Source organism: Undibacterium sp. TC9W (assembly GCF_049339865.1).
Lineage (GTDB): Bacteria > Pseudomonadota > Gammaproteobacteria > Burkholderiales > Burkholderiaceae_D > Undibacterium.
Genome location: NZ_JBMPPJ010000002.1, coordinates 101,997 through 123,921, shown reverse-complemented (window position 1 = coordinate 123,921; position 21,925 = coordinate 101,997). Strand labels below are relative to the sequence as shown.

General features: G+C 50.7%; 18 protein-coding genes, 1 other RNA gene and 1 pseudogene. 11 read left to right on the top strand and 9 right to left on the bottom strand.

The features are described 5' to 3' along the window. Nucleotides 1–13 precede the first annotated feature (13 nt). The 5 genes from ACO0LN_RS02860 (at nucleotide 14) to ssrA (ending at nucleotide 3,613) form a co-directional block, all read left to right on the top strand. Nucleotides 14–604: an OmpA family protein gene (locus tag ACO0LN_RS02860; RefSeq protein WP_422970878.1), complete on the top strand. Its 591-nt coding sequence runs from the start codon at nucleotides 14–16 to the stop codon at nucleotides 602–604. 306 nt (nucleotides 605–910) lie between these two features. Further along, on the top strand, nucleotides 911–1,567 hold the full coding sequence (gene ompA / locus ACO0LN_RS02855) for an outer membrane protein OmpA (RefSeq protein WP_422970877.1): 657 nt from the start codon (nucleotides 911–913) through the stop codon (nucleotides 1,565–1,567). 207 nt (nucleotides 1,568–1,774) lie between these two features. Beyond that, nucleotides 1,775–2,479: a bifunctional 2-polyprenyl-6-hydroxyphenol methylase/3-demethylubiquinol 3-O-methyltransferase UbiG gene (gene ubiG, locus ACO0LN_RS02850; protein ID WP_422970876.1), complete on the top strand. Its 705-nt coding sequence runs from the start codon at nucleotides 1,775–1,777 to the stop codon at nucleotides 2,477–2,479. A 52-nt stretch (nucleotides 2,480–2,531) separates the two neighbouring features. Then, nucleotides 2,532–3,209 (top strand): HAD family hydrolase, encoded by a 678-nt coding sequence (locus ACO0LN_RS02845; RefSeq protein WP_422970875.1) that lies wholly within the window; start codon nucleotides 2,532–2,534, stop codon nucleotides 3,207–3,209. A gap of 44 nt (nucleotides 3,210–3,253) precedes the next feature. Further along, nucleotides 3,254–3,613, top strand: a transfer-messenger RNA (tmRNA) gene (gene ssrA / locus ACO0LN_RS02840). Between the two features lie 498 nt (nucleotides 3,614–4,111). Here ssrA and ACO0LN_RS02835 read toward each other — a convergent pair. The 3 genes and pseudogenes from ACO0LN_RS02835 to ACO0LN_RS02825 all read right to left on the bottom strand — a co-directional run. Further along, nucleotides 4,112–4,387 (bottom strand): type II toxin-antitoxin system RelE/ParE family toxin, encoded by a 276-nt coding sequence (locus tag ACO0LN_RS02835; protein WP_422970874.1) that lies wholly within the window; start codon nucleotides 4,385–4,387, stop codon nucleotides 4,112–4,114. Further along, a complete protein-coding gene (locus tag ACO0LN_RS02830) occupies nucleotides 4,365–4,565 on the bottom strand; it encodes a stability determinant (RefSeq protein ID WP_422970873.1) in 201 nt (66 codons plus the stop codon). The genes ACO0LN_RS02835 and ACO0LN_RS02830 overlap by 23 nt, the downstream gene beginning before the upstream one ends. 69 nt (nucleotides 4,566–4,634) lie before the next feature. Beyond that, nucleotides 4,635–4,763 (bottom strand): annotated as a pseudogene (locus ACO0LN_RS02825) (hypothetical protein); the annotation flags it as partial. Between the two features lie 119 nt (nucleotides 4,764–4,882). Here ACO0LN_RS02825 and ACO0LN_RS02820 point away from each other — a divergent pair. Continuing rightward, nucleotides 4,883–5,317, top strand: coding sequence for a hypothetical protein (locus ACO0LN_RS02820; protein ID WP_422970872.1), 435 nt, complete (start codon nucleotides 4,883–4,885; stop codon nucleotides 5,315–5,317). A gap of 556 nt (nucleotides 5,318–5,873) precedes the next feature. Continuing rightward, nucleotides 5,874–6,482 (top strand): hypothetical protein, encoded by a 609-nt coding sequence (locus tag ACO0LN_RS02815; RefSeq protein WP_422970871.1) that lies wholly within the window; start codon nucleotides 5,874–5,876, stop codon nucleotides 6,480–6,482. 92 nt (nucleotides 6,483–6,574) lie between these two features. On the opposite strand, the gene ACO0LN_RS02810 is transcribed toward ACO0LN_RS02815, so the two are convergent. Next, nucleotides 6,575–7,234, bottom strand: coding sequence for a glutathione S-transferase family protein (locus ACO0LN_RS02810; RefSeq protein WP_422970870.1), 660 nt, complete (start codon nucleotides 7,232–7,234; stop codon nucleotides 6,575–6,577). Between the two features lie 422 nt (nucleotides 7,235–7,656). After that, nucleotides 7,657–8,289, bottom strand: coding sequence for a hypothetical protein (locus ACO0LN_RS02805; protein WP_422970869.1), 633 nt, complete (start codon nucleotides 8,287–8,289; stop codon nucleotides 7,657–7,659). A gap of 324 nt (nucleotides 8,290–8,613) precedes the next feature. Between ACO0LN_RS02805 and ACO0LN_RS02800 the strand changes: the two genes are divergently transcribed. Beyond that, nucleotides 8,614–10,647: a di-heme-cytochrome C peroxidase gene (locus tag ACO0LN_RS02800; RefSeq protein ID WP_422970868.1), complete on the top strand. Its 2,034-nt coding sequence runs from the start codon at nucleotides 8,614–8,616 to the stop codon at nucleotides 10,645–10,647. 15 nt (nucleotides 10,648–10,662) lie between these two features. Here ACO0LN_RS02800 and ACO0LN_RS02795 read toward each other — a convergent pair whose 3' ends face one another. The 4 genes from ACO0LN_RS02795 to ACO0LN_RS02780 all read right to left on the bottom strand — a co-directional run bounded on the left by ACO0LN_RS02795 (nucleotide 10,663) and on the right by ACO0LN_RS02780 (nucleotide 16,243). Then, nucleotides 10,663–11,667 carry a substrate-binding domain-containing protein gene (locus tag ACO0LN_RS02795; RefSeq protein WP_422971268.1) on the bottom strand — a complete coding sequence of 335 codons (1,005 nt, stop codon included), beginning with the start codon at nucleotides 11,665–11,667 and terminating at the stop codon, nucleotides 10,663–10,665. Nucleotides 11,668–11,758: 91 nt separating this feature from the next. Beyond that, entirely contained in the window at nucleotides 11,759–13,015 is a 1,257-nt protein-coding gene (locus ACO0LN_RS02790) for an MFS transporter (protein WP_422970867.1), read from the bottom strand. A 203-nt stretch (nucleotides 13,016–13,218) separates the two neighbouring features. Further along, nucleotides 13,219–13,872, bottom strand: coding sequence for a beta-phosphoglucomutase (gene pgmB / locus ACO0LN_RS02785; RefSeq protein ID WP_422970866.1), 654 nt, complete (start codon nucleotides 13,870–13,872; stop codon nucleotides 13,219–13,221). Further along, complete coding sequence (locus tag ACO0LN_RS02780) at nucleotides 13,865–16,243, bottom strand: glycoside hydrolase family 65 protein (protein WP_422970865.1); 2,379 nt, start codon at nucleotides 16,241–16,243, stop codon at nucleotides 13,865–13,867. The genes pgmB and ACO0LN_RS02780 overlap by 8 nt, the downstream gene beginning before the upstream one ends. A gap of 749 nt (nucleotides 16,244–16,992) precedes the next feature. Here ACO0LN_RS02780 and ACO0LN_RS02775 point away from each other — a divergent pair. From ACO0LN_RS02775 to ACO0LN_RS02765, 3 genes are read left to right on the top strand one after another with little or no spacing between them, the layout of a single operon-like run. Continuing rightward, nucleotides 16,993–18,810: an IucA/IucC family protein gene (locus ACO0LN_RS02775; RefSeq protein WP_422970864.1), complete on the top strand. Its 1,818-nt coding sequence runs from the start codon at nucleotides 16,993–16,995 to the stop codon at nucleotides 18,808–18,810. Next, nucleotides 18,810–19,952 (top strand): MFS transporter, encoded by a 1,143-nt coding sequence (locus ACO0LN_RS02770; RefSeq protein WP_422970863.1) that lies wholly within the window; start codon nucleotides 18,810–18,812, stop codon nucleotides 19,950–19,952. Before ACO0LN_RS02775 ends, ACO0LN_RS02770 begins: the two co-directional genes overlap by 1 nt. Next, a complete protein-coding gene (locus ACO0LN_RS02765; protein WP_422970862.1) occupies nucleotides 19,952–21,874 on the top strand; it encodes an IucA/IucC family protein in 1,923 nt (640 codons plus the stop codon). The genes ACO0LN_RS02770 and ACO0LN_RS02765 overlap by 1 nt, the downstream gene beginning before the upstream one ends. The last annotated feature ends 51 nt before the right edge of the window (nucleotides 21,875–21,925 follow it).

The window sequence follows — 21,925 nt, the reverse complement described above, 5'->3', positions numbered from 1 at the left end:
CACGGAGACAACCATGTTAAAAAATTTGACAGCACTTTGTGTGCTCGCAGCATTCGCCCTGCCCGTCTCAACAGCACTGGCCCAAAGCGCTGCTGCACCAGCATCTGCGGCACAAACTGGTGAAGCCCCGGCATCTGCCGCAGTTACCACTCCGGCTGCAACCCCAGTAGTTACTCCACCCGCCCCAGCCCCGGCTGCTGCACCCAAACGCTGCGACTTTTTCCTCACCCTGCAAAGCGATGAAATTTTTGAACACAAAAAATCCACACAATTATCTGTACTCAATGACAAGGGTAAAGAGCGTATAGACAATGAAGTCGCGGCCAAGCTGGCCAGCTGCGCCAAAGTTGATCTCATCGTCGTCAGTGGTCACACCGACCTGTCAGGCAGCCATGCACAAGCCCAGAAATTATCTGAAAAGAATGCTGATGCCGTAGTCGCCTACTTGGGCAGCAAGGGTATTAATGCCCCTATGGACACCATGGGCATGGGTAAAACCCAACAAATCAAAGCTTGCGATGACAAGTTACCCAAGGTAAAACTGGCAGAATGCCTTGCACCAAACAGGCGCATCGTCGTCGAAGGACGCGGTCTCGCAAAATAATTTCGGTGCAAAAATCCTTCGCTTTTCTGGTCAAAAACAAAACATTTCTGCTCCGGAACTGGTATTAGCTTGCCAAAGCATACATTTTGTTGTCAAAATACGACATATTTAACTAACTGTAACTTTGTCGATTTAACAATTTTCGTCTTTATATTGATGATTATGGCAAAATAGACCGAATGCTTATTTATGGCTGACATGATGTTTGACGAAATAGTAATGTCATCATCGCCGTGGTACTATCTGGTTTTATGCAGTAATTTGCGCAGTTCATCTGCGGTAATAATCTCACCCGAGAGGAGAAATATGAAAAATTTAGTCAAGCTCGTTATCGCAGCGTCCGCAGTAGCATCCTTTTCTGCTTCCGCACAGCAAGACATTATGGCTAACAAGCCACACAGCGCCTATGTACAAGATGGTCGCGGTGTAATTGCACGTGACCCATTTGGTCTGTGCTGGCGTACTGGCTACTGGACTCCTGCTGACGCAGTTCCAGGTTGCGATGCACCTTTGGTACAACCAGCTCCACCAGCACCACCAGTAGCTCCAGCAGTTGTTGCTCCTGCTGAACCAGTAAAACCGCCAGTTCCACCTGCACCTACTTCTGAAAAAGTAACGTTTGCAGCTGACGCATTCTTTGACTTTGACAAAGCAGTTCTGAAACCAGAAGCTAAAGTCAAACTCGACGACATGGCATCCAAACTGAAAGCAATCAACCTGGAAGTCGTTATCGCTGTTGGTCACACTGACTCTGTAGGCTCTGACGAATACAATCAAAAATTGTCTATCCGTCGCGCTGAAGCTGTCAAAGCTTACCTGGTAAGCAAAGGCATCGAAGCCAACCGTGTTTACACTGAAGGCAAAGGCAAAAAACAACCAGTAGCTGACAACAAAACAGCTGATGGTCGCGCCAAAAACCGTCGCGTTGAAATCGAAGTTGTTGGTACACGCAACGTTAAGTAATTCAGTACTTGAAGCCTGGCTTCTGAAAAACCCGCTTCGGCGGGTTTTTTTATTTGTGGCTTACGCTATTCATTCTTGCTTAAGGCCGGAACCGCTCCCAGAGTATTTCCATACTATGTTTATTTTCCGTCAATGCGGTACAGCCCTGAATCGCCTACAATAGCGGTTTCGCAGCTCATGCCCCGACCCGGCACTTCAAACCACATCATGTCCACCTTGAACGCTGATCCCGCAGAAATCCAGAAATTTAGTGAACTTGCCCATCGCTGGTGGGACCCCAGCTCAGAATTCAAACCACTGCATGAAATTAATCCCCTGCGCCTGGAATGGATCAACCAGCGCGTACCGCTGGCAGGCAAACAAGTCATTGACGTAGGTTGTGGTGGCGGCATACTGGCCGAATCCATGGCAAAAAAAGGCGCGACCGTCACCGGCATAGACCTGTCTGACAAGGCTCTCAAAGTCGCCGACCTGCATGGCCTCGAATCTGGCGTCAATGTGCGCTATAAAAAAATCGCCGCCGAAGACATGTCAGAAGCAGAGGCTGGCCAGTTTGATGTCGTCACTTGCATGGAAATGCTGGAACACGTACCCGACCCCGCATCCATCATCAAGGCCTGCGCAAAAATGGTCAAACCAGGTGGACATATTTTCTTCTCCACCCTGAACCGCAATGCCAAGGCCTATCTGTTTGCCGTCATCGGTGCAGAATACCTGCTGCAAATGCTGCCCAAGGGCACGCATGATTACGCCAAGTTCATCACTCCGGCAGAATTGTCGCAAGACATACGCAATGCAGGCCTGGAATTACATGCGATGAAGGGCTTGAGTTATAACCCCCTGACCCAAATCTACTCGCTGAATAGTGATACCAGTGTCAACTACATGGTTGCCTGTACACGTCCGCTGTGAAGCCAACAAAACGCCCTCATCCATCATGAAGGCGTGTTCTTGATTTTTTATTATGCAAACTCCACAAGCAATCCTGTTTGACCTCGACGGCACCCTCGCAGACACCGCCCCCGACCTCGCAGCCGCCGTCAATGTCATGCGAGAAAACCGGCAACTGGCACCTGTTCATTATCAAAGCTTGCGCCCCCATGCATCCGCCGGTGCCCGCGGCTTACTGGGCGCTGGTTTTGGCATCAAGCCAGAACACCCGGACTACGAAGCCATGCGCGTAGAATTTTTGAACCAGTATGAATCCGCCATTGCTGTGCACAGCAAACTGTTCAAGCAAGTGCCAGACCTCTTGCGCGGTCTCGATGTCATGGGCGTATCCTGGGGCATAGTCACCAACAAGGCCATGCGCTTTACCCGCCCGCTGATACCCTTGCTCGATTTGCAGGAAGCACGTTGCGTGATATCCGGCGACACCACCCCGCATTCCAAGCCCCACCCTGCCCCCCTGCTGGAAGCAGCAAGGCAACTGGGCATACGCTCAGAAAACTGCTGGTACGTAGGCGACGACTTGCGCGACATACAGGCAGCTGAAGCTGCAGGCATGACCAGCATCGCCGCCGCCTGGGGCTATTGCGGCGCGACCGAGCCCAAGCACTGGAAAGCCGACGCCATCATCGACAGCCCGCTGGAACTGCTGGAACTGGTACGCGCCAAACATTTACAGGCCATGGCCTCTTGAATACTGCAGGACTACCCCTAAATGGGGTATACTGATAAAGCTTTGGGGACGACCAGGTTTCGACGGGGGTTGCAAAGCAGCGCAGGGCATACCGAGGCCAGACTACCTCGTAAATACAATCTGAACTATATAACTGCAAACGATAACTCGTACGCATTAGCCGCTTAATACCGGCTAACCTTACACCACTTCGTCCATAGGGTGGGCTGGCAACAGCAGTAAGGACATTCATATGGAATCGTCTTGAGCCGGGTTACTTGACTCTCGATTAAATAATAGGTAACTCGTCCTGCCGCAGCGTGTGCGTCCGCGTCGTCAGGATTAAATCAAATGGCAGCACTAAGTATGTAGAACTGTCTGTAGAGTGCTTTCGGACGCGGGTTCGATTCCCGCCGTCTCCACCAAAATACAAAAGTCACCCAATTTATTGGGTGGCTTTTTTCTTTTGACGATCTGCGTGAATTGAATCTGCGGGACGCGGGGATGAGTGCGGACAGGTGAAAGCACCTGCGTGCTTTCACCTGCCTCATGAATCTGAGCAGCTTGCAAGCTGCGAAGTGGAGAACAGGGGTTTCGAGCCGCATGCGGCGAGCCTACGAGTAACATATCGCTTGCAAGCGATATGGCTGGCCAGGATGGCCGATTCCCGCCGTCTTCACCAAAAATGTAAGCCACCCAGCTTCATCGGGTGGTTTTTTATTTTGACGGTCTGCGGAATTGAACCTTCGAGACGCTGGGCGAGTGGGGAATCCTAGCTGCATGCAGCGAGCCCACGAGCGACATGGCGCATGCAAGCGCCATGGCTGGCCAGGATGGCCGATTCCCGCTTATTTCACCAAAAATGCAAACCACCCAGCCTAATTGCTTGTTTTTTTGTTAATTTTATGGAGGCAGATTTCAACTTAAGGGTACTGCTGACGCGAGTGAAGCACGTTTAGAATTTCTACAGCGGAAACTGTGACTCGAAACACCAGAATGTAATTGGGATGTACAACGACTTCGCGAGTGCCCGCGATCCGTCCCGGACGAAAAAGTAAAGGATGCTCTCCCAGCATGTCTACACACTGAAAAATATTGTCATTGATATTGTTGGCTGCTTTAGGAGAGCGCTGGGCAATGTAAGTGGTAATTACAGCCAGATCTTCCAGAGCTTCATCAAGCCAGATTACCGGAAGCACTGTCTTCAGCCGCTTTTATGATTTTTTGCATACGCTGCCTTACTTCGTCAGTACTGTAGCGCTTTGGGTTGGTGCTATCCAGCGATGCTTGTACCTTCGCACGAAACCACACGTCATAAGACGCAGCTTCTTCAGAAGTAGCGAATTCAGATTCTATGGGCGAAAGTATCGATGTCATAAGACAAGATTAGCACAATTTTCGTTATGTGTCATCGCAATGAGTTAACAAATTATTATGTTAATTGCACTATGTCTTACCCTTGATGCACTCTTCAGATGTCATCAGACTGAAGAACTCGCCAGGTAGTTTTTTTGAAAAATGAATATAAGTAGGGTCTGGTCGCTCCAAATCAGGTAGGCGATATAAGTTATCCTTGGTGGTCTCAGTTCATACATGTCAAAGCTTGACGCCGCGACTATAATATTGACAACATCCATGAGAATTCAATGTAATATTTTTCTTAAACTAGCACCCGAAATCGCGCGAATGTAAAAATGAAAAAAATTATCTTTTTGACACTCCTCAGTTGCAAGATTGCGATTGCACAGAATTTCTCAGTATCCGTCGCCGCGCATTCCGATTTTCAAATAACACGAGATGAAGGCGGGCAAAAATCGTGCGGAGCACGATCCATGATCGTCTACAAGGATCCACTGCAGAAAACTAGCGATAGAGCAATTGATTTCTCTTTGGTAATTTACTCTACCTTTATAACGGCAATCAAATTTGGCGTTTTGGATGTAAATATTATCAATGGACAAGTAACTCCAATAAAAAGACAAGAAAAGGTGTACCTCGCACTTCCAGTGCAAAATATAAATCTCATGTCGGAATATCCTATCGATTCAGAGAGCGAAAATTACACACTTGCAACATTCAAAGATACAGTATCTGCAATAAGAGTTTTGGATGCTATTTCGATGGGGTAAACCATACAAATACAAATCCCCAGAAAAACCGATTCAATATCTACTACAGTTCAATTTACCGCACCGTTTTCCATGGCTGAACAGCAAGCTTTAAAAGAGTGTTTAGATAATTTAATAGAAAGAATCAAAAAAGAAAATAGTATTAAATGAGAAAGGCTAAATGAAAATCGAACAAACATGTGAGTCTCTGACAAAAATACTCCTAAAAATAGGAAATGACGTATTAAATAAAAGATTGATCATCAAGTAGAGTGTTCGTCGCCCCCTCTGCTTCTGGCCATGAAAGAAATGCTGCACAACCATGGCAGTACCCTTTTCTTGTGTATCTGAAATCTCATGCAAATGAGTGATCAAGACAATGTCTGCCCAGAATGCAGCGACAGCCTTAGCTGGTTTGAGCAAGGCTTGGCCGCAGGTTGGCGATGTCATAAAAGTGCGTGCACTTCGTAATACGCTGGAATCAAAAGGTATTTCACTTCGAACAGAACCAGTATTTCCCTGGTGATTCAAACACGTTCACAAAGTCATAGCGAATGAATCCCGAATACAATTATCTATGACCCCAGAACTCAAATTTTATCTCGCAGCCTGGATCAGCTACTGCATCCTGTGCATCTGGCTATACCTGACTGACCGCGCTTCCTTTCCCCTGCAAGCGTACAGAGCATTTCTCTACGTGCCCTGGAAGCTGATTACTTTCAGCATTGCTGCAATTGGGATTACTGTCGTCGCACCTTACACAGCTGACCCGACCTGGGATTATTTTGATGCGGCCATGATGTCGGCACTCACATTCTTGACTGCACCTTGGGCGACGGGAATGCTCTACCTGGGAATAAGAGGCAAAGCCAGGCTCAGGCATGTGCTGGTCGCAATTGGGGTTTGGATGTTCTCGGCAAGCTGGTGTTATGACTTGTATCTGTTGATCAGGGATGGCCATTACCCGATTACCTGGGAGGCAAATATCTATGCATCCTCGGTGCTTTATTTTAGCGCGGGCTTGCTGTGGAATCTGGAATATAGGGCTGGTCGGGGCGTGACATTTTCTTTTCTTGAACCGGGATTTCCAGCCCGCCCACAGCAAACAAGTTTTGCCAGGATCGCCTTGTTTGGCCTGCCTTTTATGATATTGGCTATCTGTTGCATAGGATATTTTCTTATCTAAAGACAAGAAAATCACACGCAAAAAATTCACAACTCTATCCAGCTTGCAGGTCTTCAAGCGTTCAGGAAAATCAATCCCTCCTTCATCCCACCTCAATCCCTGTCCGGCGCCCCAAGCGGAAATAGCTGACGATAAGGCCGCGCCTCTTCCACTGCCCTTGCAAACGATGGGCGGGCCAACAAACGGCTGCGGTAGGCGCGTAGTCTTGGATATTTTTCTGCGATCTGCTGGGTCCAGTCTGCATAGAACAGTGAAGGTGCTGCGGCGCAGTCTGCCAGCGTGAAATTTTCGCCGCTGGCCCATGCATCACCTTCGAGGTGATTTTCCAGCCATGCATAGGCGAGGTCGAGTTTGCTGGCGGCGTGGGCCAGCCCCTCCTGTCTTTTTACAGTATCGCCTGTCAGTGCTGCGCCAACCGCGTGCTGGACCGGGGTCATGACGTGCAGGTCGAAGTAGCGGTCAAGAAAGCGCACGTCCAGCGCCTGCATGGGATCTGTGGGTAGAAGGCGCACTGGCCCAGGATGGGTTAGTTGCAAATACTCGATGATGATACTGGTCTCGACGACATTGCGCTCATCATCAACCAGCAAGGGGAATTTGCCCAGCGGCCAGCGTTGCAGCCACTCTGCTGTGTAGGCCGGCGTATCTGGCCCTATGCAGCGAAATTCAAAAGGCGTGTCGTTCTCGTACAGCGCGATAAGCACTTTCTGCGTGTAAGACGAGAATGGGTGACCGTATAGTGTGAGTGACATGAGCTATGCCTTGAAAAAGGTGTTCTTTGATGATGTTCGCGTTGTCCAGGATTTTATCTCGCATGGTAGTCTGCGTATGACCAAGACAAAGGCCATGACTACACCGGCCATGCGCCGCAAATACGTGCCTGGCCCAATTCTGCGCGCCCACAGGTATTCAATCAAATACTTCCATCCAGCGACAAGGCTCATTATTTGCCGACTATATTAAAAATGCAATCACTTGCAGAGTTGAAATGATCAGAAACCGGCTCGCTAAATAAGGTCGTGGGTGACAAATGAAATCAGGACGACCATCTCTTGTTCGCAGGGGCAATTCAATCTCAACAATAGGCCGTCCGTTTAAATTTCGGACACAAAAAACAATAAGCCACCTCGCGGTGGCTCATTGTCTTCAATGCCGGACTTCGCTTCTATTGAGCTTAGCCACGCACATAGCGGCTATCAACTGCAAAGGCAGTCGTTGAGCTGCCAATCGCCTGTACAAAAAACAGTTCGCCATTACGCAACATGAAACCGCCCTGAGCGCTGCCAGATGAGATTTCTATCGTCTGGGTAATTGTCGTGTCCTTGAAAACAAATTTCCAGGTGGTCTTGCCATTGACCACGGAAGATGACGCGGCACTGCCAACGAAGTTGATCACTGCACCGTTCGCAGTCGCATTGACAAGATCGACCGAAGAGGCGACGGTTTCACCAGTCAACATTTTGACGGTGGCGTTGGCTTCTGTCCTGATATGTTGTGCCACCACAACCGGCGAGGTGTAGGTGCCAGTTGCGACGATAGCCCCTGTACAGTTGGCGTTTTCGTAGTATTCAATTTTTTGTGACATCGACAGCGCGGAACCAGCGCTGGTCGCCGTGATCGTGGTCGTGTCAATTTCATGGTTCTGACAACCCTGGTTCCAGACGCCCGCATATTTGCTCAAAGGGCCGGTGCTGGTATCAACAGGTGTCACCGTAGCAGGCGTACTGCCACCTGATCCGCCGCCACCGCAGGCTGCCAGCAGCATTGCCGTTATTACGCTCAAACCAGCTGATTTAATTTGTTTCATTTTGCATCACTCATTAGTATAAAAATAGATCGTTCGCATTATGACAACTTTCATTGCAAATTCGGAAAATAATTGGCCTTTTATTTAAGCTAATCAATAAACCTTTCTTAAAAGCACTGTATCTCGCTACGACAACCAGATGCATCAAGTGCGCACACCCTTGCCACTCTTAATGGCGTTGTTAAAAATACACAACCATTTCGACTTGTGCAGCAAGCCTGTAAAAAAGACTTAAAATATGGACATGCAAAAAAAACAATTTTGAATATAAAAAAACTCAAGCACAGCCATAAGACCCCCGCCTTTATTCAGCCAGGAAAAATCATGAAACTTCCGAAAATAAAATTCAAAATATGGCATGGCATCTTGCTGCTGATTTTGCTGTTCATCATCCCGCCCCTGATCATCACCTTGTCGCAGAGATGGGAAGTGTCTGACAGTGATCCTGATCGTGGTGCGATGACGGTCAAGCAGGATGTGTTTGGAGACAGTGCAAGCAAGATTGTGTATCTGGAGCAGAACTGGAAGCCTGAGCAGAGCCTGTGGTTTTATACAACGACGCAGGGGTCGAATTTGCTGCCTTATGATTTTTTCCTGGTACTGGAACAGGCGGACAAGCCAGAATTGTTCCGCAGTGACGAGAACATTAATCGCTACCGTTATCTGCCACAGAAAAAAACCTCCAGCAACCCTGATGCCTTGCCCGTGGGCTTTGTCAAAGACAATTACCTGAGCAAGAATTACATGGGCTTTACCTGTGCGGCTTGCCATACCGGGCAAATCAATTACAAGGGTACAGGCATGCGCATTGACGGCGGGCCAGCCAGCGCTGACATGGCAGGCTTTTTGAAAGGCCTGACTGAGGCGATGATTGCCGTCAGAGACAAACCGGATGTACAAAAACGTTTTGTAAAGGCGGTCATGGCCCTCGGTGCGTACGACAGTGAAGCAGATGTGATTGCTGACATCAAGACGTATACCCTGCGCCTGACCAGCTATAACATCATCAACCATAGTCCTGTCGATTATGGCTATGCGCGACTGGATGCCTTTGGCCGCATCTATAACCGCACGCTCGAGCATTTGCTGAACCGCCAGCAGATAGAAGAAGTGCTGGGCAAGGTCTTGACTGAAGATGAAGTGCGTACGGCGATGGCAGGCATAGGGCCGGACATCAGCTCTGCCGACCGCGACAAGATCGTGGAAAGAGTAGCGACCTCGGCCAAGAATATCGTCAAGCTCAGGCAAGAATTATTCATCAAGGCAGATGCACCTGTCAGTTACCCTTTCTTGTGGGACATCGCCCAGCATGACTATGTGCAGTGGAATGGCCTGGGTGGCAATGGTGGCCTGGGCCCACTGGGGCGCAATACAGGTGAAGTGATAGGTGTATTTGGTTCACTGGACTGGCATGAGGGCAAACGCTTCTCCATCACTTCATTGCTGACTGGTCAGGGCTGGACCAAAAAAGTGGTTGAGTATGACAGCTCCATCAATACCCAGAACCTGCGCCGAATAGAAAACCAGCTGACTGAATTGCAGTCACCCAAATGGCCGCAAGACATTCTGGGCAAGCTGGACCAGACCCGCATCAAGCGCGGTGAAAAGCTGTTTGCCAATTATTGTGTCAGTTGCCATGCAGAGATAGACCGCAGCTCACCACAACGCCGCGTGGTGGCGCATATGTCCAAGCTGGAAGAAGTGGGTACCGACCCGACCATGGCCGACAACAGCATCAAATATGAGGGTTATTCAGGCATCTTGCGCAATCAATATGTGGGTGCGGGTGTGGGTGATGTCTTGCTGGATAAAAAAGCCCCTATCGCTGCTCTGCTGACCAAGGCAACCCTGGGCGTGGTAACGACACCAGATGCGGACAAGGGCTTCATACGCCGCTGGTCTGAGTGGCTGCACAATATTTTCCAGGCTTTGTTCAGCAATGAAATCAAGGACTCAAACAAGCACGGCAATTACAATCCTGATACCACGATGACGCCCTATTCTTCCCTGCAGGCGTACAAGGGACGCTCACTGAATGGCATCTGGGCGACCGGGCCTTATCTGCATAATGGTTCAGTGCCTACCCTGTATGATTTGCTGTTACCTGCCTGTCAGGCCGAGCAAAAGGATGCAGAATGCAGACCTGAGAAGTTCATGGTGGGCTCACGCGAATTTGATGCAGAAAAAGTCGGCATGAAGAGCACAGCCTATGAAGGTTTTGTCTTTGACACCCGGCTCAATGGCAACCGCAATACAGGCCATGACTATGGAACCAAACCAGCCAAAGGGGCAGGCGACTTGCCTATGCTGACGAAAGAACAAAGACTGGATTTGCTGGAGTATTTGAAGAATCAGTGATGGTCTTCACTGCATTTAAAGTGGGCCGGTGGTTGATCCCGCGATCAGCACCGGTTGCCACAATACCTGCAAGTCTGCTGCGGGGGTGCCATTCATCAGAGCCAGCAGCATTTCACTCATCTTGACGCCTGCGGCGCGGGGATCAGGCTGGTCTATGGTGGTGACCTGGTCGCCGACCAGGGTGTCTTCCATATTGCCCCAGACGATGACGGAGATATCACGGCCTATGGCAATGCCTGCGTCCATCAGGGCACGCATGGCACCGACGCCGGACAGATGGTTATCGACGATGATGGCGCTGGGTCTTGGTGTGCAACACAACAAAGTCTGCACGGCCAGATAACCGCTGCGTCTGTCGAGCGCATCCTGTATTAAATAACGGGTATCAATATCGAGGCCAGCACTGCTCATGGCTTCGACAAAGCTGGTGCGTCGCTGGCGCGCAAAGTTCAATTCCAGCGGCGCGCTGATGAGGCTGATGCGCTGGTGGCCAAGCTCCAGCAAATGCTGCACAGCCAGCCGTATGCCGTTTGCATTGTCATAGTCAAACCAGGCATAGGGTTTGTCAGTCTGGGTACGGCCATGGGCAATGAAAGGAAAGCCCTGCCGGGACAAATAAGCGATGCGCGGGTCTTGCACCATGGTGCGGCTGACGATGAGACCATCGACACGGCGACCTTTCACCATTTGCTCATACGAGGGTAATTCGTTGCCGGGCGAAACAGGCGCAATCATCAGGTTCATCTTGCGCGCTTCCAGCGCCTCTGCCATGCCACCGACGACGCCCAGGAACATGGGGTCGCCCAAGTCAGAGGGCAGCAAAGGATAGATCAAGCCAAACACATTGGTGCGGCCGACGGCCAGGCTGCGCGCCATGGGGTTGGCTTCATAGCCATGCTGCTCTGCTGCTGCCAATACTTTTTTGCGCGTCTGCTCACCGACTTCAGGGTAGCCGTTCAAGGCACGGCTGACCGTGGTCTTGGACATACCCAGGCTGGCGGCAAGCTCCTTTAAAGTAATCGACATAGGGCAAATGGTAAAGATGGATTAAGTTGGAAATAAGCTGGGATTATATACTTGTGCAGCGTGGCTAAGTTCATCCATGGTCATATCAATCCAGTCGCTCAATCGCTCGCTTGAAGAAAAACAGGGTCAGCAAGATGACGCTCAAGGGCAGCAAGGATAAGTAAAACGCCGTTTGCCCATTCATCGCACCAAACACATAACCAGTGATCATCGAACCACTGGTACCACCCAAAGCAGAAAACAAGACCAGCAAACCCGTCATGGCGGCATGCTGGTTGGTCGGCAGAGAGCTCAGCATGACAGAATTAATGCCAGGATAAATCGGTGCCATGAACAAGCCTATCAATGGGAAGATGAAGGCCGCCAGCGGAGCATTGCTCCAGCGCAGATCAGGGTTGGCGACGATATTATGCGTCAATGGCAAGGTCAGCAAGACCAGCGCTGCCATGCTGATCAGGCAGATGTTCAACACCAGATACCAGTTCAGCTTGCGCATGACAGCACCCGCCCCCAGCCTGCCTATCGCCAGGCAGGCCGCAAAAATGCTGGTAGCTTGCACGCTCATATCCACTGGCATCTTGAGGATTTCATTGTTGAAGGTCGGCAGCCAGGTGCCTATGCCCTGCTCCAGTAACACGTATAAAAAAGCCGAGATTATATAAACACAGACGAGGGGACGCGCCATCAGTTTAAGCATATCGGCAAAATCGGTAAGCAGGCTGCTGTCGCTGACTGTCAGCTTTGCTTCAAATTCTGTGAAACTGGTTGTGGCAACCAGCAAGAAGGTCAAGGCACACAAGGCTGCCAGCAGCCAATACACATGCAGCCAGACTGGAGAGGCAGGATCGTTGGCATCGATGAAATAACCAAATATCCAGTAACCACTGAGCACGCCAACCATGAAGAAGCCTTCCAGCGTATTCATGAGGCTCGCATGTTGTTTGCGGTCTGCACTGATCAGGCCTATGCTTGCATAGACGGATACCTTGATAAGCGCAAAGGCCACACCCACACTGAGGAACAGGAGCTTGGTCATCAAAAAGCCGGGCAGCAAGGGCATGGCTGCTGTACTGATAGTGACTATCGCCATGCCAGTCAGCATTGCATATTTATAGCCTAGACGTGGCAGAAAAGACGCCACGCAGAAAGAGACTATGCTGATGGGAATATCCTTGAAAGCCTCCAGCACACTGGCAGCAGATTTGCTGACGCCATAAGTTTTGATGACTTGTAGTATCACCGTGCCCACGCTATTGAGCAGGATGGCGAATACAAAATACAGCAGGAATAGCGCAAGAATAATGCGCCGCCTGCTGGCTGGCTGTTGAGCCTGATTGGTCATGTTGTCTCCTGCCTTTTTTATTTTTCGGGACTTACGCAAAACCGCCCTAGCTGCGTTGCAGCTCCCGGTTTAAATCAAGACCTTGTACTAAAGTACTATCTTCGTCGCTGACGCCTTGCTGGAACGATTTTGCGTAAGTCCTGTTTTTGCATTACATTTTTTATTTACTGCTTATTTTTTTGTTTTTACTGCTTTTACTGCTCTTACTTCAGATAATCCTGCAAACTGAATTGATGCAAGCCTGCGATGACGACGTCGGCTTTCGTCAATACTGCCGGGCTGCCTATGCCTAGCGCAAACATGCTCGCAGATTTGATGGCGCGTATGCCTGCGATGGAATCTTCGATTCCAAAACACTCGTCAGAAGTCAAACCCAGCCCTGCTGCCGCGGTCAGGAAAATTTCAGGGTCAGGCTTGCTGTACTTTATTTTTGCGGCATCGACGACGACATCAAACTGATCTGCAATGCCCAGTCGCTCAATGACTGCATGGGCATTTTTACTGACCGATGCCAACGCTGTTTTTAAACCTGCTGCACGTATCTGTTGCAAGGACTCAGCCGCGCCAGGCAATAAATCAGCGGGGCTCAACTGCGCAATCAGGCTTTGATAATGCAGGTTTTTTTGATCTGCCAGTGCCAGTTTATCTGCATCGCTGAAATTCTTGCCAGATGTCGCCAGGATCAGGTTCAGCGAACCCATTCTATCGACACCTTTTAATTGCTCATTGAAGGCTTCATCAAAACTCGCACCTACACTTTCAGCCAGTTTTTTCCAGGCCAGATAGTGATAATGTGCAGTATCCGTAAGAACGCCATCCAGATCAAAAATCACACCACGGTAATCGTATTTACGCATGGCTCAGCTCCTGTGTCTGCAAAGCGACTTTGCATGTCGTTTGTTGCTCTGTGACTTGCAGGCTTTGTCTCTTGTGCTGGAATTGCAATGCCGTGCCGCGCAAAAGGCGGTATTCGACATGGGTTTGGCTCACGGTGATTTCCAGCAATTGCCCGTGGAAATGCACGCGGAACTGGTAGTCTTGCCATTGCCTGGGCAAGACCGGAGCAAAACTCAGTTGCCCCTGGCTGACGCGCATGCCTGCAAAGCCATAGGCAATGCCAAGCCAGGTGCCGCCCATGGCTGCCGTGTGCACGCCGTAATGGGTATTGCCATGGGTATTGTCCAGATCAAGCCTGGCAGTTTGCATGAAGTAGTCGTAAGCCTTGTCCTGATAACCGACTTCTGCGGCTATGATGCTGAAGATACAGGTAGACAGGGATGAATCATGGGTCGTGACTTTTTCATAAAAATCAAAGTCACGGCGCTTGTCATCAAGGCTGAACTGGTCACTGAGCAAGAGCAAGGCCAGCACCACATCTGCCTGTTTGCAAACCTGATGGCGATAGATGACAAGCGGATGGTAATTCAACAGCAGGGGATAATTTTCTTTGGGTGTATTGGCAAAGTCCCAGACCTTTTTGTTGAGGAAGCTGTCATCCTGCTCATGAATGCCCCGCTCTTTGTTATAGGGCAAAGCCATGTGATCAGCAGCATGTTGCCATGTGTCTGCCTCATCCGCGTGCAGATGAATTTTTGCTGCAAGTCCAGCAAATTTTTCTATGTGTTCAAGTTGTAATTGCTTGACGATATCAGCAGCAAAATGCAAATGCATTTGCGCCATCGCATTGGTGTAATAGTTGTTGTTGACTTGCGCCGTGTATTCATCTGGGCCGGTCACTTCATTGATGCAAAACGAATCCTCGTTGTGACCTGGCAAGCGGGTGTAATGGCCCAGGCCCATCCACAGGCGGGCGGTTTCAAGTACGATTTCTGCCCCTTGCGTCAGCAAGAAATCCATGTCTGCCGTTGCTTCCATATACAGCTTGATGGAATAGGCAATGTCAGCATTGATATGGTATTGCGCTGTACCTGCGGGGAAGTAGGCTGAGCATTCTTCACCATCGATAGTGCGCCATGGGTAAAGTGCGCCGCTGGCATGCGACATCTGACGCGCACGCTCTCTCGCTTGTGGCAGGTATTGATAGCGGTATTCGAGCAGCTTTCTGGCAATCTCTGGTTTGTTGTAGAGGAAGAAGGGGAAGATATAAATTTCTGTATCCCAGAAATAATGCCCTTCATAGCCTTCGCCTGTCAGGCCCTTGGCAGCAATATTGGTCTTGCCGTCACGCCCTACTGATTGCAACAGGTGGAACATATTGAAGCGTATGCCCTGCTGTAAGGCAGCGTCGCCGCTGATGTGCACATCGGCTTGCGCCCAGAAATCAGCCAGATATACTTGCTGGCTGGCGGCCAGTTGTGCAAAACCTTGTTCACACACCTTGCCCAATGTTTGTTGACTGAGCGAGAGCAAAGACGCTGCCGGATAATCGCGGGATGAAAAATAGCTGCAAAATTTATCCAGCTTTATTGCCTGTCCTTGTACTGCCTGGATGGTGAATTGCTGTTCCAGTTTGTCATCAAACTGCTGCAAGCTGCTGGTGTAGGCACTCTCTGCTTGCAAATGATTTTGCATGGCAGTTGCCAGGCTCAGACCGCTATTGTGGGTGCGGTGCAGGAAAGCAGAGAAATCATCCTCCTGCACCACCTCCAGTTTGTGCAGCACCGGGCCGCTGATGGCAGAGCCTACACGCGGGTCATCACCAGCAGCAATATTTTTTACTGCGGCATCAATGGCAGAAACCAGTTTGATCTCGCCAGAAAAATTCAGGGGCGTGACTTCATACGACATCGCATACACATGCTTGTTGTCAAAACTGACCAGTCGCTGGCTATGCAGGCGTATGCTGCGTCCCCGTGCAGATGTCCATTGCAAGGTGCGGGTCAGCAAACCGGTGCGAAAATCCAGTTGACGCTGGTAGCTATCTACCCTGCCCTGCTGCAGATCGAAAGTCTCATCTTCCAGCATCAAGGTCAGGCATTTGGCGTTGGGCACATTCAGCATGAATTGATTGGTGCGCGCCAGGCCATAAGCGTTTTCTGGATACTGTATGGCTTCGGATTCATAAAAACCATTGAGGTAACTGCCGTTCAGTGAGTCTGCTGCTGTTCTTTGATTGCCTTCTTCTGCCGTGCCGCGCAAACCTATGTAGCCATTTCCCAGGGCGAACAGGGTTTCGCTGAGCAGGTGATGCCCGTCATCGAGCTGATTTTCAGTAATCCCCCAGCCTTCCAGCGGAAATTGATGTTGCAAGGCATCACTTGTGTGCACGGTGTCGTCCTTCATTTTTGTTCTTGATTTTGAATATTGCGATTCATTTTGGTGGATTTGATATTAATAAATTTATTCAAACCGGTTTGAAACCTAAATTAATTCTATTTAAACCGGTTTTAAAAGTCAACAAACTAAATTTATATTTTTCGAACCAAGGTCAGCCAGCGTTTAAGCATTGTTTAAGAACGGCCCTGAAAATAGCTAGTTGGAGACCTGGGCGGCATGGAGCCAGGTTTATCCAGTGATCAGTTTATCGACGCAAAATAGGGGCATTTAAAGCAAGCTGCCCTCTCTTACGGCGGGCAAAACCGGGTCAGCTCTCAGCAAATTGCCCCTAAGCTTTCCAGGTTATTTATTAAATAATCCACAAATGATAACGATTCTCATTTATAATGATTTCACTTTAGCAATTTCACACCCTCTGAAGCGCCAGCCCCCAGCTACACACGTACGCCAGCATCCCTACGTGGGCAAGTGAAAAAACCATGCGTTATATTCGCGGGGAAATCATGTCCATCCTTATTTCACATTCGTCTCCATCTTCATATTCGTCTCCATCGTCGTATCCATTGCCGCACTCGTCCGTCATCGCTTCTGTCCAGAAAAATACTCTCATGACGCAGCACTACGACAGCCCCGGCTAACCGTCAGCCCATAAGCGCTTTTCATTTCACATCGTGCAGCAAACTGTGATTGCCCCGGCAATCGCAAGGGATTTGCTCACCCTCATTTTTTGGAAAAACTATATGGACAGCAGTAATCAAATTCCGGCGACTGGCAATAAGTCATTTTATACAGCAGCGGCCGAACGCACGCTACGCCAGTTCATCGATGCATTCTGGTTTGAGGGAGCCCTGGATGGGCATCTGGAACGACAGGCTGATGGCAAGGCTGATTTGTATTTACGGGGTATCAATGAGCAGGGCCAACCGATTGAATACCGGATAGCTGCACATCCGGCAAATAGCTTTGGGCGCAGCCGTTTGCACGGCCCGGTATGCGAAGTCAGCAGTGGGACGACCACTACTGATATTGCCATCGTTGCAGGCAATTTGCTGAGGTCACACGCGGCGCAGAATGGCCCACGCTTCATTAATGAATTAATTCATACCGCCGCCAAACAGGCCTGCTCATTGCAAGCCAGGGCACTGGCAGCAAAGGGCCGTACTGCACTTGACTTGCCGTATGCCTGGCAAGAAGCACAATTGGGTGACGGCCATCTGTACCATCCTTGCTATCGTTCTCGCATAGGTTTTAACCTGGCCGACCATCAGCGTTATGGGCCAGAATTTGCGCAGGCCTTTGGCCTGGTCTGGCTGGCGCTGGACAAGCAACTGGCTGATATCCATAGCTTGCCCGGTGTTGACTACACACAGTTTTTGCAAACGGAAATTGGTGCAGCAGAAGTGCTGCGTTTGCAGCAAGCCATCAGGCTCTCAGGCAGGGATGCAGACAATTATTATCTGCTGCCCGCCCATCCCTGGCACTGGTATCAGAGCCTGCAAATCCAGTACGCTGACTGGCTGGCAGATGGCCGCCTGCTCTATCTTGGTACGGGTGAAACGGTCTGGCTGGCACAGCAATCAATACGTTCACTGACATCTCTTGTCAGCCATAACAATCACAACCTCAAGCTGCCGCTCGCCATCGCCAACAGTTCAGCAGACCGCATCCTGTCTGACCATCATGTACATAATGCGCCGGTGATATCGCAGTGGCTGGAGAGTGTGTGTAGCGAAGATTTTTTTTTACAACAGCACTGCAGGCTGGCAGTTCTGGCAGAACCCATGGGCATCACCCTGGCACCTGCGGCGTCACGCCAGGACAGATATGGCTTGCTGGGCGCGATCTGGCGGCAGTCGCCCACATCCATACTCAGGCAAGGCGAGCAGGTATTCCCCTGCACGGCCTTGACTACGCTCGATGATCAGCAGCAACTGAATCAGCTGCAACTAAGTATCTCCCCCTGGTTGCAACAGCATGGTACTGAAGCCTGGGTCAGTGCTTTATTGCAAGCCATGCTGCCGCCGTTTATTCATCTGATGTTGGCGCATGGTGTCTTGCTGGAAGCGCACGCACAAAATACCCTGCTCATCGTCAGGGATGGCTTGCCTGTCGGTGTTGCCATCCGTGACTTGCCCGGTGGCCTGCACTATATCGCCGGGCAAACCACCAACGAAGCGCAATTACAGCATTTGCGCCAGGCGCCGACACACCGCAATGTGGCCAATGCCAGCAACGGTTTTGCCATGGACACGACAGACGAAGCCAGGGATTATCTGCTTGAAGTGCTCTTGTTTATCCATCTGTCTGAACTGGCACACAGATTGGATAAGCATCACGGCTTTGAGGAAAGCCGCTTCTGGCAACTGGCTGCGCAAACCGTGCTTGATTATCAGGCGCAAGTGCCGCAATTGTCTGCACGTTTCCAGCAATTCAATTTGTTTGCACCAGAACTGCAAATGGAAAAACTGGCGAGCAGGCGTCTTTCTGCCGCCAGTGCGCAAGCTTTTCATACTGTCCCTAACCCCCTGCATCAATTCATGCAGTCGCAGGGCGCGTGATGCGGCAAACCATTTTCATCACGGTACTGGGGCATTTTGGTGCGGCCTTTGCTGCGCTGTGCATGCCACCATTTTATGCGCATATACTGCAGCAGAACTTTTCGAGTCAGGCCCTGGTCATGGCTGGCTGGTACTTTACCCTGCCAACCCTGGCGGCGGCGATCTCCAATCCCTTATGGGGCAAGCTGGCTGACCGTATAGGCATACGTGCTTCGCTGATACGTGCACACTGGGGCCTGTGCCTGAGCTTCATCATCACAGGCATGGCGCGCACCCCCTGGGAATTTGCCTTTGGCCTGACTTTGCAAGGTTTGCTGGGTGGCACCTTTGCGGCATCAAATGCGTTTCTGGCTTCTTTCCTGCCAGGCAAGCGCCTCGCTACATTGCTGAGTGTCATGCAAGGCTCGGCCCGCACCGCGCTGTTCGCAGGGCCTGCCATCATAGGCCTGTTCAGCGACGGCCAAAATCTGCTGCACATCTTTTTTTACCTGGCGATATTCCCTGGTCTGGCGGGGTTGATACTCTATCTGTTGCCAGCAAAAACCAGTTTCCCTGCCGCGCATACAGTAGCAGACAACACTGGCACAGCACCTGCCGAGGCTGGCACACTCAGTGCCAGCAGTCTGTACCGCTACCAGGCGCTATTCACCATAGGTACGGTACTGACCTATCCGTATTTTGTCATTGACCTGGCGCAACGCCTGAATATGTCTGCGGCCTGGGCCGGTGCCCTGTTTGGCTTGCCGCATGCACTGTTTCTGGTGCTGGCCTGGCCTATCGGCCGCCATGTCAATTTTTCTAATGCGCAGACTGCACTGGCGCGTTTCTCCGCGCTGACCTGCGCTGGATTGTTATTGCAGGTGCTGGCCAATAATCTGCCCCAACTGGCCACGGGCCGGATACTCATGGGCGTGGGGATGACCGGCGCTTATCTGGCCATCAATGCCCTGGCAGCATCCACCACCAGAAAAGCCAGCGCTGGCCAGCACTTTGGCAAACTGGAAGGCGCCAATAAATGGGGCGCTGTCATGGCAGGAATTCTCGCAAGCGGTCTGGCTACTTCAATGAGTTATACCGCTCCCATCTGGTTGGCATGTGCGCTGTTGGCCGGCCTCTCCATTTTTATAGAAAGTAAACGCTGATGAACGCTAGCTTACCGCGGTTCGCATGGAACCATGCGCCTGAAACTCTGCCCTTACTCCATCTGCCGTCTTTGCCGCGTGCTTTGCCACATGCGAGGCAGGCAGCTAACAATGCTGTCCCTGTCGAAGCCAGCGAATACGCCCAGTTGCAACATGCCCGCGTGCTGCTGAATTGTTATGCGCGTGAGGTCGCCATGCAGGAACATAAACTGGCCGTCCGTTCCATCTCCCACACCAGGCTGGCACCTGCAGCACTGCGCCAGTATCAGGGCCAGGTGCTGGACATACAGTTACCGCGCATGCAAAGCCGTTTTTGCGTGGGCGTACAACATGTCTCAGTCACCGGTAATTATGATTACATCACCGACATCTATCTGCAAGACCATCAGCAGACCTGGTCAGTAGCCAGTTGGCGCGAGATTGCCCAGATCATCGTAGCTGACCTGTCGCTGCGCGAAGGCACTGCGTTTAATACCGACCTGCTACAACAAATCGAGGAAAGCATCGCTACCATGCAGCATTTGCTGGAGGCACAACAGGGCAAATTACGTTCTCTCCACACAGATTCAGCTTTACAGCAATACATACGCAGTGAACAGCATTTGCTGACGGGCCACCCTTTTCACCCTACACCCAAGAGCCGTTCAGGCTGGACAAGAACAGAAGAAAAAAACTATTCGCCAGAACATGGCGCAAGGCTGCAATTACGCTATTTCCAGATCCCGCGCAGCTGGATCATCAGCGACAGCCTGGATGAGCAAGATTTGTCCACGCGTCTTCAACAACTGACTGAGCATGGTCTGCAAGCCGATAGCGAACACATCATCGTCCCCCTGCACCCCTGGCAATCTGACTGGCTCATGCAGCAGCCCCGCATTCAAGCTGCCATGGCCGCCGGCGATTTACGCGACCTGGGTTGTAGTGGCAAGCAGTTTTATCCCACGGCATCCATCCGTACCATGCTGGCCGAAGATGGCAGTGCTTTCTTGAAGCTGTCGCTGAACCTGCGCATCACCAATTGCATACGCAATAATGCCCGGCACGAGCTGGCTGCAGCATTGACCGCCAGCCGTCTGTACCGTCCCATGAAAGCAGACATGCTGGCGCTGTTCCCGCATTTTCATGCACTGGAAGAACAGGCTTACCTGAGTGTAGCCTTCCCGGAAGACCAGCAACAGAGTGACCGGCAACATAAGGAAATCGAAGACGGCTTTGGACTGGTCTTGCGTGAAGGTCTGGCAAGCCATCTGGCGCAAGGCATCACACCCATGATATGCGCAGCCTTGTTTGGCAACGGCCAGGCGGGTCGTCTGCAGGTCGCTGCATTGATAGAACGGTTTTCTCACAGACATAGTCTGTCCCTGCGCCAGGGCATGCGACTGTGGTTCAGCCGTTATGCCGAGCTGGCAATTTATCCTGTGTTTTACCTGCTGTTTGAAAAAGGCATCGCCTTTGAGCCACACATGCAAAACAGCATCGTCGGGCTTGCAGAAGATGGCACTCCAGTGCGTTTTATCGTCCGTGATCTGGAGCTGACCAGGCTGACGCCCAGAGCCCACGAACTGATCAAGGCCATGCAACTCGATGAACATACCCGCAAAGAAATCTGTTGCAGCGACGAAGCTGGCTGGACACGCATAGGCTATTGCCTGCTGGTGAATAATATCTGTGAAGTCATCGCCACGCTGGCGAATGGCAATCATGAACTTTACCTCGAATTGTGGGCTTGTCTGCGCAATATACTGCAAAGTTATCTCGCCAATTTCCCCAACCCGGAAGCAGCACGCCGCATACAGGGCTTGCTGTCCGGCGAGCCCTTGCCAGTCAAGGGTAATTTGCTGATCCGTTTTTTAAAGCAGGCTGACCGCAAGGCAGCCTATCTGCCGCTATATCACCCACTGGGCGTAGTCAATGAAGCTTAGCGATTCGTGGCGTGGTCACAGCTCTGTATCCGTTTTTTTTCAACTCCAAAT

What these genes read in the sequence shown, in the direction of transcription:
- ACO0LN_RS02805 (WP_422970869.1), bottom strand. Translation starts at nt 8,289, where the DNA reads ATGAAACAAATTAAATCAGCTGGTTTGAGCGTAATAACGGCAATGCTG.
- ACO0LN_RS02860 (WP_422970878.1), top strand. Translation starts at nt 14, where the DNA reads ATGTTAAAAAATTTGACAGCACTTTGTGTGCTCGCAGCATTCGCCCTG.
- pgmB (WP_422970866.1), bottom strand. Translation starts at nt 13,872, where the DNA reads ATGCGTAAATACGATTACCGTGGTGTGATTTTTGATCTGGATGGCGTT.
- ACO0LN_RS02815 (WP_422970871.1), top strand. Translation starts at nt 5,874, where the DNA reads ATGACCCCAGAACTCAAATTTTATCTCGCAGCCTGGATCAGCTACTGC.
- ACO0LN_RS02775 (WP_422970864.1), top strand. Translation starts at nt 16,993, where the DNA reads ATGGACAGCAGTAATCAAATTCCGGCGACTGGCAATAAGTCATTTTAT.
- ACO0LN_RS02770 (WP_422970863.1), top strand. Translation starts at nt 18,810, where the DNA reads ATGCGGCAAACCATTTTCATCACGGTACTGGGGCATTTTGGTGCGGCC.
- ACO0LN_RS02810 (WP_422970870.1), bottom strand. Translation starts at nt 7,234, where the DNA reads ATGTCACTCACACTATACGGTCACCCATTCTCGTCTTACACGCAGAAA.
- ACO0LN_RS02765 (WP_422970862.1), top strand. Translation starts at nt 19,952, where the DNA reads ATGAACGCTAGCTTACCGCGGTTCGCATGGAACCATGCGCCTGAAACT.
- ACO0LN_RS02790 (WP_422970867.1), bottom strand. Translation starts at nt 13,015, where the DNA reads ATGACCAATCAGGCTCAACAGCCAGCCAGCAGGCGGCGCATTATTCTT.
- ubiG (WP_422970876.1), top strand. Translation starts at nt 1,775, where the DNA reads ATGTCCACCTTGAACGCTGATCCCGCAGAAATCCAGAAATTTAGTGAA.
- ACO0LN_RS02845 (WP_422970875.1), top strand. Translation starts at nt 2,532, where the DNA reads ATGCAAACTCCACAAGCAATCCTGTTTGACCTCGACGGCACCCTCGCA.
- ompA (WP_422970877.1), top strand. Translation starts at nt 911, where the DNA reads ATGAAAAATTTAGTCAAGCTCGTTATCGCAGCGTCCGCAGTAGCATCC.
- ACO0LN_RS02830 (WP_422970873.1), bottom strand. Translation starts at nt 4,565, where the DNA reads ATGACATCGATACTTTCGCCCATAGAATCTGAATTCGCTACTTCTGAA.
- ACO0LN_RS02820 (WP_422970872.1), top strand. Translation starts at nt 4,883, where the DNA reads ATGAAAAAAATTATCTTTTTGACACTCCTCAGTTGCAAGATTGCGATT.
- ACO0LN_RS02800 (WP_422970868.1), top strand. Translation starts at nt 8,614, where the DNA reads ATGAAACTTCCGAAAATAAAATTCAAAATATGGCATGGCATCTTGCTG.